General features: G+C 71.7%; 12 protein-coding genes and 1 pseudogene. 2 read left to right on the forward strand and 11 right to left on the reverse strand.

Going from position 1 to position 16,903, the window contains the following annotated elements; genetic code table 11:
• Positions 1–7: 7 nt before the first annotated feature.
• The 6 genes and pseudogenes from ACI2L1_RS17150 to rpe form a co-directional block, all read right to left on the reverse strand.
• Positions 8–130, reverse strand: a pseudogene (locus ACI2L1_RS17150) (amino acid permease C-terminal domain-containing protein); the annotation flags it as partial.
• A 516-nt stretch (positions 131–646) separates the two neighbouring features.
• The gene (locus ACI2L1_RS17155) at positions 647–2,089 is read right to left on the reverse strand and encodes a GuaB1 family IMP dehydrogenase-related protein (protein WP_404740223.1); all 1,443 of its coding nucleotides are present in this window, start codon (positions 2,087–2,089) and stop codon (positions 647–649) included.
• A 131-nt stretch (positions 2,090–2,220) separates the two neighbouring features.
• Positions 2,221–2,532, reverse strand: coding sequence for a barstar family protein (locus ACI2L1_RS17160; RefSeq protein ID WP_404740136.1), 312 nt, complete (start codon positions 2,530–2,532; stop codon positions 2,221–2,223).
• Positions 2,529–2,900 carry a ribonuclease domain-containing protein gene (locus ACI2L1_RS17165; RefSeq protein WP_404740137.1) on the reverse strand — a complete coding sequence of 124 codons (372 nt, stop codon included), beginning with the start codon at positions 2,898–2,900 and terminating at the stop codon, positions 2,529–2,531. The genes ACI2L1_RS17160 and ACI2L1_RS17165 overlap by 4 nt, the downstream gene beginning before the upstream one ends.
• Before the next feature lie 40 nt (positions 2,901–2,940).
• Positions 2,941–3,984, reverse strand: a complete 1,044-nt coding sequence (locus ACI2L1_RS17170; RefSeq protein ID WP_404740138.1) for a sugar-binding transcriptional regulator — start codon at positions 3,982–3,984, stop codon at positions 2,941–2,943.
• 78 nt (positions 3,985–4,062) lie between these two features.
• A complete protein-coding gene (gene rpe / locus ACI2L1_RS17175) occupies positions 4,063–4,749 on the reverse strand; it encodes a ribulose-phosphate 3-epimerase (protein ID WP_404740139.1) in 687 nt (228 codons plus the stop codon).
• A gap of 134 nt (positions 4,750–4,883) precedes the next feature.
• Between rpe and ACI2L1_RS17180 the strand changes: the two genes are divergently transcribed.
• A complete protein-coding gene (locus ACI2L1_RS17180) occupies positions 4,884–7,040 on the forward strand; it encodes an MMPL family transporter (protein WP_404740140.1) in 2,157 nt (718 codons plus the stop codon).
• Here ACI2L1_RS17180 and ACI2L1_RS17185 read toward each other — a convergent pair whose 3' ends face one another.
• Together ACI2L1_RS17185 and fmt are read right to left on the reverse strand one after the other, a co-directional pair.
• Positions 7,041–8,459: an RsmB/NOP family class I SAM-dependent RNA methyltransferase gene (locus ACI2L1_RS17185; protein WP_404740141.1), complete on the reverse strand. Its 1,419-nt coding sequence runs from the start codon at positions 8,457–8,459 to the stop codon at positions 7,041–7,043.
• A gap of 580 nt (positions 8,460–9,039) precedes the next feature.
• On the reverse strand, positions 9,040–9,972 hold the full coding sequence (gene fmt, locus ACI2L1_RS17190; RefSeq protein ID WP_404740142.1) for a methionyl-tRNA formyltransferase: 933 nt from the start codon (positions 9,970–9,972) through the stop codon (positions 9,040–9,042).
• Between the two features lie 211 nt (positions 9,973–10,183).
• On the opposite strand from fmt, the gene ACI2L1_RS17195 reads away from it, so the two are divergent.
• Positions 10,184–10,738: a hypothetical protein gene (locus tag ACI2L1_RS17195; protein ID WP_404740143.1), complete on the forward strand. Its 555-nt coding sequence runs from the start codon at positions 10,184–10,186 to the stop codon at positions 10,736–10,738.
• Between the two features lie 456 nt (positions 10,739–11,194).
• Here ACI2L1_RS17195 and ACI2L1_RS17200 read toward each other — a convergent pair whose 3' ends face one another.
• The 3 genes from ACI2L1_RS17200 to coaBC all read right to left on the reverse strand — a co-directional run bounded on the left by ACI2L1_RS17200 (position 11,195) and on the right by coaBC (position 16,812).
• Positions 11,195–13,348: a primosomal protein N' gene (locus ACI2L1_RS17200; protein WP_404740144.1), complete on the reverse strand. Its 2,154-nt coding sequence runs from the start codon at positions 13,346–13,348 to the stop codon at positions 11,195–11,197.
• Between the two features lie 812 nt (positions 13,349–14,160).
• Positions 14,161–15,369 carry a methionine adenosyltransferase gene (gene metK / locus ACI2L1_RS17205; RefSeq protein WP_404740145.1) on the reverse strand — a complete coding sequence of 403 codons (1,209 nt, stop codon included), beginning with the start codon at positions 15,367–15,369 and terminating at the stop codon, positions 14,161–14,163.
• Positions 15,370–15,609: 240 nt separating this feature from the next.
• Positions 15,610–16,812, reverse strand: a complete 1,203-nt coding sequence (gene coaBC, locus ACI2L1_RS17210) for a bifunctional phosphopantothenoylcysteine decarboxylase/phosphopantothenate--cysteine ligase CoaBC (protein WP_404740146.1) — start codon at positions 16,810–16,812, stop codon at positions 15,610–15,612.
• Positions 16,813–16,903: the final 91 nt, after the last annotated feature.

The raw sequence follows: 16,903 nt of genomic DNA on the forward strand, positions 1-16,903 counted from the left end.
GGGTGGATCAGCCTTCGGGTGTTGCGAGTCGGGAACGGCGATGGCCGTACCCGAAGTAGAACACGAGCCCGACGGCCATCCAGACCCCGAAGACCACCCAGGTGACGGTGGACAGGCTGCCCATCATCCACCGGCGCGAACGCGAAGGCCTTCCGAGCGTTGCACGACGACCCTGGCCGGCGACCTCCCGCCGACTCGGCGACGGCCTTCTTCAGAGGTGCAGGTAGCGACGACTCCGGTCGCCGCTGCTCCGGATCCCCCGCCGCCGCCCGCGCCTCCGCCACGTCCACCTCGCCGAACCCCATCTGTCCGGGCTTGCCGTACGCCTCCGCCTGGGCGTCGATCCAGCGCGAGGGTGCCTCCCACGCGGCCTGCTTGCTGGTGCCCGGCGCGGCCCCGATCCGTGACCAGGAGGCCCCGGCCGCACGGGCCGCCCGCCCCGTCGGATGACGGCCGTAGGCCGCCTTCCCGGCCACGACCTCGCTCAGCGCGAGGAGTTCGAGCAGTTCGGCCCGGTCGGGGGTGTCCGTGGCCCCGCCCATCGCCTCCCGCATCCGTAGATCGTCGAGCCGGGAGACGGCGGTCAGCAGGGTGTACTGCGGCTCGATGGGCCCCCGAACTCCGACGGGGGCCGCGCACAACGGACTCAGCTCCAGCTCGCGTGCAGCGGCTTGCCCTCCGCATAGCCCGCCGCGCTCTGGATCCCGACGACCGCCCTCTCCGCGAACTCCTCCAGGGAGCCCGCACCGGCGTAGGTGCAGGAGGAGCGGACGCCCGCGATGATCGAGTCGATCAGGTCCTCCACGCCCGGCCGGGCCGGGTCGAGGAACATCCGGGAGGTCGAGATGCCCTCCTCGAAGAGCGCCTTGCGAGCGCGGTCGTACGACGACTCCTCGGACGTACGGTTGCGCACCGCACGCGCGGACGCCATGCCGAAAGACTCCTTGTAGAGCCGCCCGCTCGCGTCCTGCTGCAGGTCGCCCGGGGACTCGTACGTGCCCGCGAACCACGAACCGATCATCACGTTGGACGCCCCGGCGGCCAGCGCCATGGCGACATCGCGCGGGTGCCGGACACCGCCGTCGGCCCACACGTGCTTGCCGTACTTCCTCGCCTCGGCCGCACACTCCAGCACCGCCGAGAACTGCGGCCGGCCGACGCCGGTCATCATGCGGGTCGTGCACATCGCGCCCGGGCCGACACCGACCTTGACGATGTCCGCGCCGGCCTCGATCAGATCCCGGACGCCCTCGGCGGCCACGATGTTGCCGGCCACGATCGGGACCTGCGGGTCGAGCGCCCGCACCTGCTTGATCGCGCTGATCATCGACTCCTGGTGGCCGTGGGCCGTGTCGATGACGAGCGTGTCGACGCCCGCGTCCAGCAGCTGCTTGGCCTTCTGCGCGAAGTCACCGTTGACCCCGACGGCGGCGGCGATGCGCAGCCGCCCCTTCGCGTCGACCGCAGGCGTGTACAGCGTGGCGCGCAGGGCGCCCTTGCGGGTGAGGATGCCGGCGAGACGGCCGTCCCGGTCCACGGCGGGGGCGTAGCGCCGGTTGGCCACGTCGAGGCGGTTGAAGGCCTCACGCGGGTCGATGTCCGCGTCGAGCAGCAGCAGATCGCGCGACATCACCTCGGCGAGCTGTGTGAAACGGTCGACCCCGGACAGGTCCCGGTCGGTGACCACACCGACCGGCCGCTGGTCCTCGTCGACGACCACACCCGCGTTGTGCGCGCGCTTGGGCAGCAGGGCCAGCGCGTCGGCGACGGTCTGGTGCGGGGCCAGCACGATCGGGGTGTCCAGGACGTGGTGGCGGCTCTTCACCCAGGAGACGACCTCGGTGACGACCTCGATCGGGATGTCCTGCGGGATGACGACCAGGCCACCGCGCCGGGCCATCGTCTCGGCCATCCGGCGCCCGGCGATGGCGGTCATGTTGGCGACGACCAGCGGGATGGTGGTGCCCGTGCCGTCCGGGGAGCTGAGGTCCACACCCTGCCGTGAGCCGACGGCGCTGCGGCTCGGGACCATGAAGACGTCGTCGTACGTCAGGTCGTACGGGGGCTGGATGTCGTTGAGGAAACGCACGTGCTGCACATCCCAGTCGATCAGAGGTGGCCCCCGGACAGGTCAGCCAGGGGGAAGAGCACGTACTTCATTGTCCCATGTCGGCCGGAATGCGGTGGCCGGGCGAATCGTCCAGGCAGGTCAGAGGTGCGCTAGGAGGAAGCTCCAAGAGCGAGCGCCACGGTGACCGCGGATGCCTGCGAGAACACCTCGCGGGCCGTCGCCCACTCGTCCGGCCGCGCTTCGGCGTACCCGTCCCAGTTCCGTACGACGACGAAGGTCTCCTCCCCGCCGGCGTCCCCGGCGTTCCCGGACCACAGGCCCGAGTCGGACAGGACATCGGCCAGCGCGTCCCAGTTGCGGCCGAAATAGTCCGGCAGCCGCAGGTCACGGGCGCAGCGATCCATCAGGGCCGCCTTGTCCGTGATCCCGTCGAGGTCCAGCGTGACCACGAGTGCCGTCATCTCAGTACCGCCCTGAACGAGTCGTAGTGATCATCGGTGTAGTAGATCTCGCCGCCCCTCCCGGTGACAATGCGCCGGGCCCCGCGATCGTGCGAGCCCGGCGTGGGGACGGTGTACTCGTGGTAGTAGCCGCGCTGATGCGCGGGCAGCAGCCGCTCGAAGTTCCCGAAGACCGTGCCGTCCTCGGCATACGGGAAGGGGCCGCCCCTGTCGATGAGTTCGAGCGTCCGCCGAGCCTCGGCCGGCAGCCTCGCCTCCTGGACCGTGGCCAGGCCGTCGGCCCGCGCGGGATCATCCGTGTCCGCGGACGAACACCCCGTCAGAAGGAGCAGACACAGAAGCATCCGGGAGACGAACCGCAGCAGCATGCGCATGATGCTGCCACGGCCGTCCCCTCATGACTCTCCGTCAGAGGCCGTCCGGGTCCGTCCTGTTCAGCGCCGGCTTCGGCGTCGGGCCCGCCGTCATCAGCACGTCCGCCGCCGACGTGTCCGTCACCAGGCTGGTGACGAGGCCCGACCGCAGCACCGCGTCGATCGCGGCCGCCTTCCGCTGCCCGCCCGCGATCGCGACGACCTCGGGGATACGGCGCAGCTGGTCGGCCTTGACCGTGATGCACCGCTCGCCCAGGTCCCGCCCGACCCGGCGGCCCTCGGCGTCGAAGAGGTGCGCGGACATCTCGGCGGCGACACCGAGCGAGGCGTAGTGGCCGCGTTCCTCGTCGCTGAGCATGTCGTGCACCGTCGAGATGCCCGGCTCCCAGGAGCCGATGGAGACACAGGCGACCGTGACCTTGTCGAAGTACTCGAAAGCGCGGGCGATCCCGGTCTGGTTGCGCAGCGCGGCCGCGGTGGCCGCGTCCGGCAGCAGCATCGGCGCGTAGATGGGGTGGGCGTCCCCGCCGGACACCTGGGCGGCTCGCCGTACCGCCTCCACCGAACCGCGCTCGGCGGTCCCGGCGTCGTACACACCGGTCAACTGCACCACCGTGCACGGCGGGAGCCGGTCGAGCGCGGCCGCCATGTGGATGGTGGAACGGCCCCAGGCCAGGCCCAGCACGGCCCCTTCGTCGACCAGCTCGCCGAGCAGGTCGGCGGCCACTTCTCCCAGGTTCTCGGGGTCGGGTGAGTCCTGGGCCTCGGCCGGGGACTCGACCACGACGGCGTGCCTGAGGCCGTAGCGGGCGCGGAGCGCGTCCGAGCGCTCGGCGTCCAGTTCGGCCGGCACACGGATCTCGATGCGTACGAGATCCCGTTCGAGGGCGGTCTCCAGGACCCGGGCCACCTTGAAGCGGCTGACGCCGAACTCCTCCGCGATCTGGATCTTGGACTTGCCCTCAAGGTAGAAGCGGCGGGCCATGGCCGCCGCCTGCACCAGCTCAGCGGGTCCCATCCGCATGGCTGACCGGCCCGCCGACATACCCGACACGGCGTTCTCCTCACTGCTGTTCACACTCTGGATTCGCCGTTCATCCTTGCAGATCCGGCGCACTTGATCAGCCCTGATCGGAGCCGTTCACGTTCCTGACGCTCAGTGGTCGCACGCCCACGATGCCTTGGCCGTCACCCCCTCCGCCTGGTTGCGCAATGCACGTACCGCCTCGGCCGGGTCGGACGCCCCGTAGACCGCCGAGCCGGCGACGAAGACGTCGGCGCCCGCGTCCGCGCAGCGCTCGATGGTGGACGCCGAGACCCCGCCGTCGACCTGGAGCCACAGTTCGAGGCCGTGCTTGCTGATCAACTCGCGGGTCCGGCGGATCTTGGGGAGCATGATGTCGAGGAACGCCTGTCCCCCGAAACCGGGCTCGACCGTCATGATCAGCAGCATGTCGAGCTCGGGGAGCAGGTCCTCGTACGGCTCGATGGGCGTCGCGGGCTTCAGCGCCATGGAGGCGCGGGCACCCTTGGCCCGGATCTCCCGGGCGAGCCGGACCGGAGCGGCGGCCGCCTCGACGTGGAAGGTGACGGAGGAGGCCCCCGCCTCTACGTACTGGGGCGCCCAGCGATCGGGGGCCTCGATCATCAGATGGCAGTCCAGCGGAGTGTCCGTCGCACGGGCCAGTGACTCTACGACCGGCACACCGAGCGTGAGGTTCGGGACGAAATGGTTGTCCATGACGTCGACGTGGAGCCAGTCGGCTCCTTCGACCGCCTTCGCCTCGTCCGCGAGGCGGGCGAAGTCGGCGGACAGGATGCTGGGATTGATCTGCGCGGCCATGCTCCTAGCCTCCCATGTCCGGGAGCGCGGGGGTGCGCCGGTCCAGACCTAATGCGTTCATCGGATGTTGTGAACGAGCTGTGCGTGTCATGCTGGGCGGCTGATCGGCTCGACAGATGGCACCGGGGGTGGCCATGAGCGGAAATCGGGGCATCGCGCATCTCGTCTGCGGACGGCGTGCGAAGTGGCTGGTGCTGGTGCTGTGGCTGGTGGTGCTGTTCCTGACGGCGCCCCTCGCCTCCAAGCTCACCGACGCCCAGGACAACGACGCGGCCTCCTGGCTGCCCGGGTCCGCCGAGTCCACCCAAGTCCTGCAGATCTCCGAGGACTTCAGGCCGGAACAGATCCCCGCGGTGGTCGTCTACGCGCGCGAGAGCGGCCTGACGGCGCAGGAACGGGCCACGATCGCCAAGGACGTCGCCGAGATCAAGCAGCTCACGGCGCACGGCATCCGCGGCTCGGAGACCCGGGGCCCGGTCTACGACCGGCCGAGCGACCCGCGCGCGGCCCAGATCCTCGTCCCGATCACCATGGACGAGAAGGGCTGGGAGGAGATCGCGCCCGCGGTCGACTCGCTCCGTGACGTCGTCGGCAAGGGCGGCGACGGTCTCGCCGTGCACATCACAGGGCCGGGTGGCACCTCCGCGGACTTCTCCGAGGCCTTCGAGGGCATCGACTCGACGCTGCTGCTGTCCGCGATGACGGTCGTCGTGGTCATGCTGCTCATCACCTTCCGCAGCCCCACCCTGCTCCTGGTCCCGCTGCTCTCGGTGATCACCGCGCTGTTCACCGCACAGGCCTTCATCTACCTGCTCGCGAAGCACGCCGGGCTGACGGTCAACGGACAGAGCGCGGGCATCCTCACGGTGCTCGTCTTCGGCGCGGGGACGGACTACGCCCTGCTGCTCGTCGCCCGCTACCGGGAGGAACTCCACCACCACGAGGACCGCCACGAGGCGATGGCCCTCGCCCTGCACCGCGCGGGCCCCGCGGTGATCGCCTCCGGCGCGACCGTCGTGCTGAGCATGCTGGTGCTGCTGGCCGCCGAGATGAACTCGACCCGCGGCCTCGGCCCGGTCGCCGCCATCGGCGTGGCGGTCGCCCTGCTGGCGATGGTGACGCTGTTCCCGGCGCTGCTGGTGATCTTCGGCCGCTGGATCTTCTGGCCCGCGATCCCGCACTTCGGCGCGCCCGACCGCATCGAGAGCGGCGTCTGGGCCCGCACCGGCCGCCGTATCGCCCACCGCCCCCGCATGATCTGGACCGTCACGGCACTCGCCCTGGCGATCTGCTCTCTCGGCCTGATCCAGCTGCGCGCCGAGGGCATCAGCAACGCGGACGCGTTCACCGGGAAACCGGACTCGATCGTCGGCCAGGAGGTGTCCGCGAAGTACTTCCCGGCGGGCAGCGGCGATCCCCTGGTCATCGTCAGCGACCAGGCCCAGGCGCGTCAGGTGGGCGAGGCGGTCGCGGGCACGCGCGGGGTCGTGCCCGCGTCACTGGGCCTGCCACCGGGCACGAAACCGTCGTACGACGGCAAGGTGCTGTTCGAGGCCACGATGACCGCACCGGCCGACAGCGAGGCCGCGAAACAGACGGTGGAGCGGGTCCGGGACGCCGTCCACGCGGTCCCGGACGCCGACGCCCAGGTCGGCGGCGGCACGGCCGCCCTGCTGGACATGGACAAGGCGACCACCCACGACAACATCCTGATCATCCCGCTGGTGCTGGTCGTGGTGATGCTGATCCTGTGCGCCCTGCTGCGCGCCCTGATCGCCCCGCTGCTGCTGATCGGGACGGTGATCCTGTCCTTCGCGGGGGCCCTGGGCCTCAGCGCCCTGGCCTTCCGCCACCTGTTCGACTACGCCGGCGAGTCGACGGACTTCCCGCTGTTCGTCTTCGTCTTCCTGGTCGCCCTCGGCATCGACTACAACATCTTCCTGACCACCCGCATCCGCGAGGAGGCGGCCCGCCAGGGCACGAGGCCCGGCGTGGTCACGGGCCTCGCGGCCACGGGCGCTGTCATCACCTCGGCCGGCCTGGTCCTGGCCGGCACCTTCGCCGCCCTGGGCACCCTCCCGATGGTCGCCTTCGCGGAGATCGGCTTCGCGGTGGCGTTGGGCGTCCTCCTGGACACGTTCATCGTGCGGTCGGTGCTGGTCACGTCACTGTTCCTGGACGTAGGTCCAAAGGTCTGGTGGCCACACAGCCTGGCCAAGGAAGAGGTGACGGACCCGGGGGCGCGGGGAACTGCGCGACCAGCCACGACAGCGCAGCAGACGCACGACTAGTCACCCGGTCCGACGGATCAGGGCCAGATACATCGCATCGGTCCCGTGAACGTGCGGCCACAGCTGAACGTCCGGCCCTTCACCGAGCTCCGGAACACCGGGGAACAACGGCCGCGCATCAACAAGCTCGGCGGACGGCCACTGCTTGAGCACATCCTCCACCACGGCCCGAGTCTCCGCGAGATGAGGAGAACAGGTCGCATACCCCACCACCCCGCCCACCCTGACGGAGTCCAACGCCGTGCTCAACAACTCCCGCTGCAACGGCCCGAACCCGTCCAGATCCTCCGGCCGCCGCCGCCACCGCGCCTCCGGCCGCCGCCGCAACGCCCCGAGCCCCGTGCATGGCACATCCATCAACACCCGGTCGAAACTCCCGGGTTGCCAAGGTGGCCGGGTCCCGTCCGCGACGATCACCTGATACGGCCCGGGATTCCCGTCGAGCGCCTTGGCGACGAGCCCGGCCCGATGCGGCTGCTTCTCGGAGGCGAGCACCATGGCGCCCCGCTCGGCGGCGAGCGCGGCCAGCAGCGCGGCCTTGCCGCCCGGCCCCGCACACCCGTCCAGCCACCTCTCGTCCCGACCCTCCAGGGGAGCGTTCGCCAGGGCCAGCGCGACCAGCTGACTCCCCTCGTCCTGCACCCCTGCCCGGCCTTCCCGTACGGCGTCGACGGCCCCCGGCTCACCGCCCTCCGCCAGCCGTACGGCATACGGCGACCAGCGCCCCGGTACGGCGGCCTCCTCGCGCAGCAGCTCCTCGGCGGTGGACCGGCCCGGCCGGGCGACCAGCGTCACCTCGGGCCGCTCGTTGTCGGCTTCCAGCAGCCGCTCGATCCCGGCCCGTCCGCCGCCCAGGGAGTCCCACAGCGCGGAGACGACCCAGCGAGGGTGGGAGTGCACGACCGCGAGATGGTCCTCGGGATCGTCGTCGTACGGTGGCGCGATCTTGGCGACCCATCCGTCGAGATCGTCCTGAGCGACCTTCCGCAGCACGGCGTTGACGAACTTGGCCCGTCCGTCGCCGAGTACGACCCGCGCGAGTTCGACGGAGGCGGACACGGCCGCGTGGGTCGGGATGCGCGTCCCGAGCAGCTGGTGCGCACCGAGGCTCAGCACGTCGAGCACCGGCGGGTCGACCTCCCGGAGCGGCCGGTCGACACAGGCAGCGATGATCGCGTCGTACGTCCCCTGCCGCCGCAGCGTCCCGTACACGAGCTCGGTGGCCAGCGCCGCGTCCCGCGCGTCGAAGCCGCCCTTCTCCCGCGCCTTCCGCAACAGCGGCGGCAGGACGAGGTTGGCGTACGCGTCCCGCTCGTCCACGGCCCGCAGCGCCTCGAAGGCAAGGATGCGGACGGGGTCCTTCTGGGGCCGACGGTAGGGCTTGCCGGGTTTGCGGGGTCGACTGGGCTGGTCGCTCACGAAAAAGGTGCTCCGGATGTAAGGGCTGGATACCGCCCCAAGCGTACGTCCGTCGGGGGCGCCGTCGCCCTTCGAGGGCCCTGAGATCCCACCGCTCACGGAACGGCGGACCGGTGACCGCGAACGCCGGCGATCAAGCGACCAGGTGATCCCGGGACGTCAAGTCACGCGACCCCGGCGACCCCGAGACGCCGAGGCCCGAGGTCACGCGAACTCGGCGACCCCCAGGGTGAGGTCACACGCCCCGGTGAGTCGAAACCCGAACCCACACAACCCCGGTGACCCACTGCCCGAAACCGTGGGACCCCGACCGGTGACCTGGCGCCCGGGGCGACGCGGCCGCGGTCAGGGACATGCACCGCCCACGCGGCGAGCCGGACGGGGCAGGCAGCCCGGCGTTGTGAAGACCGGTGTCACGTCACCCACCTAGGGCCGCACGCCGGACGGCAGCGACGCTCGCGTCCCTGACCGAGGCACGGGTACCTCTCCGTCCCGCTGCACCCACAGGAGGCCGAGGCGCCCGACCCGCCCCAGGCCGCACCAGCCGGAAGCCCAACCGTCCATCCCCGCGCCTCCCACGTCACGCGCCGACGGCCTCCCCGTCCGAGATCCTGACCCCCCGCGCCCAGTCGGCGGCCTTCATCGGCTTCTTCCCCTGCGCCTGCACCCACAGCAGCTCGACGCCGTACGACCCCGTACCGACGTGGACGCTGTTCTTGCCGACCGAGAGCGCGCCGGGGGCGAGATCGGTGCGGTCGGGTGCCGGCTGGACCTGGATGAGCTTGAGCCGCTCACCGCGGAAGGTCGTCCAGGCACCGGGCGACGGGTGGCACCCCCGCACGACCCGGTCCACTCGCAGGGCAGGCGCGGTCCAGTCCACGCGAGCGTCCTCGACGGTGATCTTCGGGGCGACGGTGATGCCATCGGACGGCTGCGGCACGGCCTTCAGCGTGCCGTCCTCGATCCCGTCCATGGTCGCCGCGAGCAGCCCAGAGCCGGCGAAGGCGAGCCGGGTCAGCAGGTCGCCGCTGGTGTCGGTGTGCCGGATCTCCTCGGTGACCGTGCCGTAGACAGGCCCGGAGTCGAGCCCCTCTTCGATGAGGAAGGTCGAAGCACCGGTGATCTCGTCCCCCGCCATGATGGAGTGCTGCACGGGAGCGGCCCCGCGCCACGCGGGCAGCAGCGAGAAGTGCAGGTTGACCCAGCCGTGGGCGGGGATGTCGAGGGCGACACGGGGCAGGAGGGCGCCGTAGGCGACGACGGGGCAGCAGTCGGGGGCGATGGCCCGAAGCCGCTCCAGAAACTCGGGATCCCGCGGCCTGACGGGCTTCAGCACCTCGATCCCCGCCTCCTCAGCCCGCTCCGCGACCGGGCTCGCGACCAGCTTCCGCCCCCGCCCGGCCGGTGCGTCCGGCCGCGTGACGACGGCGGCGACCTCATGCCGCCCGGAGGCGATGAGAGCGTCCAGAGCGGGAACGGCGACCTCGGGGGTACCGGCGAAGACGAGCTTCATGGGTGGGCAGGACCTCTCGGGCAAGGGTGACGACGGGCAACGCACAAGTCTATGGCGAGGCGCACGCCCCCCACCCCCGGCGCACGCATATGCCGGTGCGCCCCCACTGCGTGACCAGCGGAGCGCACACGCGTTGGTCAAGAAAGAGTTGACCACAACGGGCCGCGATCGCGGCCCGATCCTTTTCAACGCCGGTTCGAGAGGCTTGTTCATGGCCGACCACGCAACCCACGACGCCCAGGCTCGGGCCAGCCTGCACTTGCTGGTGCGGGACATCGAGCGGGTCCGCCGGCAGGTGGACGCACTGCGCACGCTGACCGCCCAGCTGGGCAACGTCTACCGCCCGCGCCGCTCCGGCCCCTCCACGGGCTTCGTCGTCTACGGACGCGCCCCCGCCCCCACGGTCCGTCTCGCGCAGGAACTGCGGGACAGTGTCGAGACCCTGGTGACGGCAGCGGTCGACTTCGACCGCTCGCTCGGCTTCTCGTGGGACGCGGTCGGCTCCGCTCTCGGGGTCACCAAACAGGCGGTCCACCGGCGTTACGGCGCCCGCCGCGCCGCGGCCCAGGCGACGGCCGACGCCGAGCGAGCCACGGAATCGACGGGAACCCGCAGCACGGTCAGCGTCAACACCGGCATCCCCACGGTGCCGGCGGTGCCCACGGTCCCCGCGGCCCGCTCCATGCCGACCCAGCCCACCGCGGGCAGCCCCGTCCTCCGCGACGAGGCAAGACCCACAGCTTTCCCCGGCCCCCGCAACAGCTGATTCACGCGCCCCCACTGCCCTCCCGCCCCACGACCGGGAGGGCATACGCATGCTCCATGCCCTGTCCCCTGTCCCCGCAGCCGCAGCCGCAGCCGCAGCCGCAGCCGCAGCCGCAGCCGCAGCGGTCAGACGCGGCCGTCGGCATCGCGACCGGCATGTGCACGACGGCCGCGGACAGGCCCACCGGCCGAAGTCACCCCGCCTGCCGGCAGCCGCGGCCAGCGGGAACCCGGAAATCGAGCCGCCGCCGCCAACCGCGAGCCGTCCATCCGCCGACCCGCCGACCCGTCAGCCCGTCAGCCCGTCAGCCCGTCAGCCCGTCAGCCCGTCAGCCCGTCAGCCGCCGACGGTGCTCAGCCCCACGGGGGCACCCGCACCCGACAACGAAAGCCGCACAGGTGGTGCGGGTGGGAACCCCAAAAACCCACCACCCACCCGCACCCGACCCCACAACCCTCACCCAATATCAGGCGGATCAATCCGCACCCAAACCACTCCGTCCCCCCCACCCCGAGCCATCCGCGAAGCCTGCGCAGCCTTCAGCGAAGACGCCAACGCGGCCCCTTTCCCCGGCGGCACCCGCACAAGCACCCGCTCCCACTGCTCCCCCACCGGCGGCGCCCCCACCCGCCGAGGCCCCCCCACCCCCGTCACCGGCAACGGCACAGGCCCCAACACCTCCGCCTCCCGAGGCAGTTCCACAGCCGCCAGAAACCCGGCCAGCGCCTCCGCCGCCCCGGACACCGCGGCCATCCGCGACACCGGCGGAAACCCCAGCTCCGCCCGCTCCCCCAACTCCCGCACCGCATGCCCCACCGGGTCCCACCGCACCAACGCCTGCACAGGCCGCAACGTGGGCTCGGCAACCACCACAACGGTCCCCCCGACCCCCTGCGCCCGCACCAACGCCGAAGCCGCGATCCACCTCCGCAGCGCATCCTCCCCGGCCCGCAGATCCGGCCGCCCGAGCATGGCCCACCCGTCCAGCAACAGGGCCGCCGCATAACCGCCCTCGGCGACCGGCTCCGCCCCCGGCGTACTCACCACCAGCGCCGGCGCCCCCGGCACCGTGTCCAGCACATGCTCACGCCCGGACGTCCGCACCGGCACAGCCGGAAACGCCCGCCCCAACTCCTCCGCGGTCCGCCGCGCCCCCACCACCTGCGCCCGCAACCGGAACCCCCCGCACTCCGGGCAGTGCCAGGCCTCCTCCTCGCGCCCACACCACCCGCACCGCAGCGCAGCCCCGGACTCCTGCCCCTCCAACGGCCCGGCGCAGTGCCGACACCGCGCGGGCTCACGGCAGTTGGCGCACGCCATCCGCGGCACATACCCCCGCCGCGGCACCTGCACGAGCACCGGCCCGTGCCGCAGCCCCTCCCTGACGGCCTGCCAGGCGAGCGTGGGGAGCCGAGCCGCCCGCGCGGCCTCGTCCCGCGCGAGATCCTGGTCCCCCACGGTCCGCACCAGCGGAGCGACGGCCCGCACCTGCTCCCGCGAGGCGACGAGAGGCCGGGCCCACCCGCTCTCCACAAGCTGTGCTGCCTCCACGGTGCAGCTCCAACTCCCCAGCAGAAAAGCGCACTTGTCCTGCGCCGCCCGCAACAGCAGCACCTCACGCGCATGCGGCTGGGGAGCATGCTGCTCGCTGTGGCTGTCGTCGCCGTCGTCCCACAGCGCGACGAGCCCCAGGTCCCGCACCGGGGCGAACATGGCAGCCCGGGTCCCCACGACCGCCCGCACCGAGCCCCGCCGTACCGCCAGCCACTCCCGGTACCGCTTCTCGGGCCCGGCGTCGGCTGTGAGCACGGCATGCCGCCCCTCCCCCAGCACCGAGGTCAGCGCGGCATCGACCCGCGCGACGGCCCGCCCGTCCGGTACGACGACCAGCGCCCCCCGTCCGGAGGCCAGGGTCGCCGCAACGGCCCGCGCCAGCTCCTCACTCCACTCCGGACCGGGCAGAGCGTTCCACACCGCGCGCGGCGCGCCCCCCGAGGCCAGCGACTCCAGAAACGCGCCCCCACACTCGTATCGCCCCCAGGAGCCCGTCTCAGGCATCCCCGGCGGTGGCAACGGCTCGGGAGAGGGCCGCTGCTCGGCCCGAGCACTGCGCGGCGGCACGGCGAGCTGCAGCACATCGGCGAGGCTGCCCGCATACCGGTCGGCGACAGCCCGGGCGAGCCCCAGAAGCTCCTCGCTCAGCACCGGCTCGGGCGAGACCACCTGAGCCAGCGCCGCCAGCGGCCCGGAGTAGTCCGACTCGGCGAGCCGCTCGACAAGAAACCCGTCGATCAGCCCCCCGCCCTCACGCCGCCCTCCCCGGACCCGCCCGCGCCCGGCCCCGAACCGCACCCGCACCCGCACCCCCGGCTGCGCGTCCGTGTCGAGCTCCTCGGGCACGGCATAGTCGAAGTAGCGGTCGAGATGCAGCACTCCCTTGTCGACCAACACCCGCGCGACCGGCAGCTCCTTGGCGAGCTCTGCCCCCCGCCACGTCCGCGGCTTGGCCCGCGGCACCTCGGCCTTCCGCACGCTCTCCCGAATGAACGCAAGCTGCTCGGGCTGCGCTCCCCCGGCGCCATCGTCCACCGACCCGTTCTCGCTGCTCACAGTTGCATTCTTACCAAACCCCACTGACAACCGACGCCGCCCGAGCCCGAAGACCTCCCCGCCCCCACAGCGTGGCCGAAATCACTTTCTCGACATGTCTGCCGCACCCGCACCCTCAAATCGCCTCGCCACCGGCCGCGGGCCGGGAGCGACGGAAGGGGAGTGCTGGAGCAGTCGCACAACTACGGGCCGCGCCCTGGGACCTGCTCGAACAGGACGCCACCCACCCCGCCCAGCCCGCGCTCGGGGCCTCCCACGTACCGGCTCACCGCCCAGCGCCGCTACGACCTGGGGGCACCGCGACGCGCGGCCACGCTCCTCGACGAGGAGACCGCACACATCCCACCGCACGCCTGCCGTACCCGCGCGAGCTCGACCACGCCCCGCCGGTCCTGGCCGATCTGCGCCGCCTTTCGCACACTCCCGGCAGGCACCGACCGCCGCCGCCCGGCGCCGGCGCTGATCCCCGATCCGCCCGTCACGCTCGCCCGCTCCACCGGCTCCCAGAAGGGACGCGACCACAGCCCGGCAGCGTCTTCCTCGCGCAGAAGTCGATCGCCACCGGGGCCTCGATCGACGCGGAGCAGGTGCGCCTCCTCCTTCGTCCCCGACGATTCCGATCCCGATCTCGGCCTGTTCGCGGAGCGGCCCGCCACCCTCGCGCGGGCACACGGCAGGTCCTCAGTCGCCGAGGAACGGACGCGCCGAATCTCCCGGGCCGCCCCGGCCGGATGAACCCGCTCGAACACGCCGAGGCCCGGCGCCCCCAAGGGACACCGGGCCTCGCGGCAGACCGAAAGGATCTACGGGACCTACAGTCCCGCGGCGTTGCGCAGCGCGTCCACGCGGTCCGTCTTCTCCCACGTGAACTCGGGCAGCTCACGGCCGAAGTGGCCGTACGCCGCCGTCAGGGAGTAGATCGGCCGCAGCAGGTCGAGGTCCCGGATGATCGCGGCCGGGCGAAGGTCGAAGACCTCGTCGATCGCCTTCTCGATCTTCTCGGTGTCGATCTTCTCGGTGCCGAAGGTCTCGACGAACAGACCCACGGGCTCGGCCTTGCCGATGGCGTAGGCGACCTGGACCTCACAGCGGGAGGCGAGACCCGCGGCGACGACGTTCTTGGCGACCCAGCGCATCGCGTACGCCGCCGAACGGTCCACCTTGGACGGGTCCTTGCCGGAGAACGCACCGCCGCCGTGACGGGCGTAGCCGCCATAGGTGTCGATGATGATCTTGCGGCCGGTCAGGCCCGCGTCACCCATCGGACCGCCGATCTCGAAGCGGCCGGTCGGGTTGACCAGGAGACGGTAGTTGTCCGTGTCCAGCTTGATGCCCTCGTCCAGGAGCGCCTTGAGCTCCGGCTCCACCACGAACTCGCGGATGTCGGGCGCCAGCAGCGACTCCAGGTCGATGTCGGACGCGTGCTGCGACGACACCACGACCGTGTCGAGACCCACGGCCTTGTCACCGTCGTACTCGATGGTGACCTGCGTCTTGCCGTCCGGGCGCAGGTAGGGAATGGTGCCGTTCTTGCGGACCGCGGACAGCCGCTTCGCCAGGCGGTGCGCCAGGAAGATCGGCAGCGGCATCAGCGTGGGCGTCTCGTCGGTCGCGTAACCGAACATCAGGCCCTGGTCGCCGGCACCCTGCTTGTCGAGCTCGTCCTCGTCGCCCTCGACCCGGTTCTCATATGCCGTGTCGACGCCCTGCGCGATGTCAGGGGACTGCGCGCCGATCGACACCGATACGCCACAGGAGGCGCCGTCGAAGCCCTTCTTCGAGGAGTCGTAGCCGATCTCCAGGATCTTGTCGCGCACCAGCTGGGCGATAGGCGCGTAGGTCTTGGTGGTGACCTCACCGGCCACATGCACCAGACCGGTGGTGATCAGGGTCTCGACGGCGACCCGGGAGGTCGGGTCCTCCTTGAGGAGCGCGTCGAGGATGGTGTCACTGATCTGGTCAGCGATCTTGTCGGGGTGGCCCTCGGTCACGGACTCCGAGGTGAACAAGCGACGGGACACAACGCTCCCTGGGGTTGCAGCGGCTGCTGGCTGATCATTGGCGGACGGGCTCGGAGGCTGCGCCCGGCATCGTCCGAGAACAGTTTATCGGTCGTGCTCGGCCAACGGCTCCCCCGTCTCGCCTCTCGGGAGTGCCGTGACCTGCGGCACGGGCATTGTGCCCAATCCGGGGCGGGCTTGACCAGGGGCGCCACGCCTTGGCGGCAGAGGTTCGAGGGGACCGAGAAGCGAATGAAACATTCAGTTGAGGCGGTGTGCCACCAGGTCCCACACGGTTTCGGCCAGGAACTCCTTCGGGCCGTGCGGCACCGGGGTCTCGCTGCCGTCGGCGCCCAGCACCACGGCCTCGTTCTCCTCCGATCCGAAGGTCTTGCGCTCGCCCACCTCGTTGACGACGAGGAGGTCGCAGCCCTTGCGCTCCAGCTTCGTACGGCCGTTGGCCAGGACGTCGTCGGTCTCGGCGGCGAAGCCGACGATCACCTGGCCGGGGCGGGCTCGCTCCGCCGAGATCTCGGCGAGGATGTCCGGATTCCGCACCAGGACGATGGGGTCGGGGTCCTGGCCGTCCTTCTTCTTGATCTTTCCGGCCGCGTACGTCTGCGGACGGAAGTCCGCGACCGCGGCCGCCATGACCACCGCGTCGGCGTCGGCCGCCGCCTTCAGCACCGCCTCACGCAGCTGTACGGCCGTCCCCACCGGGACGACGTCCACTCCGGCCGGGTCCGGCAGGCCGGTGTTCGCCGCGACCAGCGTGACCCGGGCGCCGCGCGCGGCCGCGGTGCGGGCGAGGGCGTAGCCCTGCTTGCCGGAGGAGCGGTTGCCGAGGAAGCGGACCGGGTCGAGGGGCTCGCGGGTGCCGCCGGCGCTGACGACGACGTGCCGGCCGGCGAGGTCGGGCTCCCGCACGCCCCTGGCAAGCACCCGGCGGCAGACCTCGAAGATCTCCGCCGGGTCGGGCAGCCGTCCCTTGCCGGTGTCGACGCCGGTCAGCCGGCCGACGGCCGGCTCGATCACGATCGCACCGCGTCGCCGCAGCGTCGCCACGTTCTCCTGGGTGGCGGGGTGCTCCCACATCTCGGTGTGCATGGCGGGCGCGAAGACGACCGGGCAGCGGGCCGTCAGGAGTGTGTTGGTGAGCAGGTCGTCGGCCAGGCCGTGGGCGGCCTTCGCGAGGATGTCCGCGGTCGCGGGGGCGACCACGACGAGGTCGGCGTGTTGCCCGATGCGCACGTGGGGAACCTCGTGCACGTCGTCCCAGACCTCGGTCGAGACCGGCCGGCCGGAGAGGGCGGACCAGGTGGCCGCGCCGACGAAGTGGAGGGCGGAGGCGGTGGGCACGACGCGGGTCTCATGGCCGGACTCGGTCAGTCTGCGCAGCAGCTCGCACGCCTTGTAGGCGGCGATGCCTCCGCTGACCCCCAGCACGACCTTCGGCTTGTCCACCGTCTCTCCCCGGCTCGGCAACGTACGAGTGCGACGTACGGGTCCATCACACACCACAGGCCCGACAGTCGCGCTGCCGGGCCTGTGGATA

It is taken from the genome of Streptomyces sp. NPDC019531, assembly GCF_044903305.1.
Classification (GTDB): domain Bacteria; phylum Actinomycetota; class Actinomycetes; order Streptomycetales; family Streptomycetaceae; genus Streptomyces.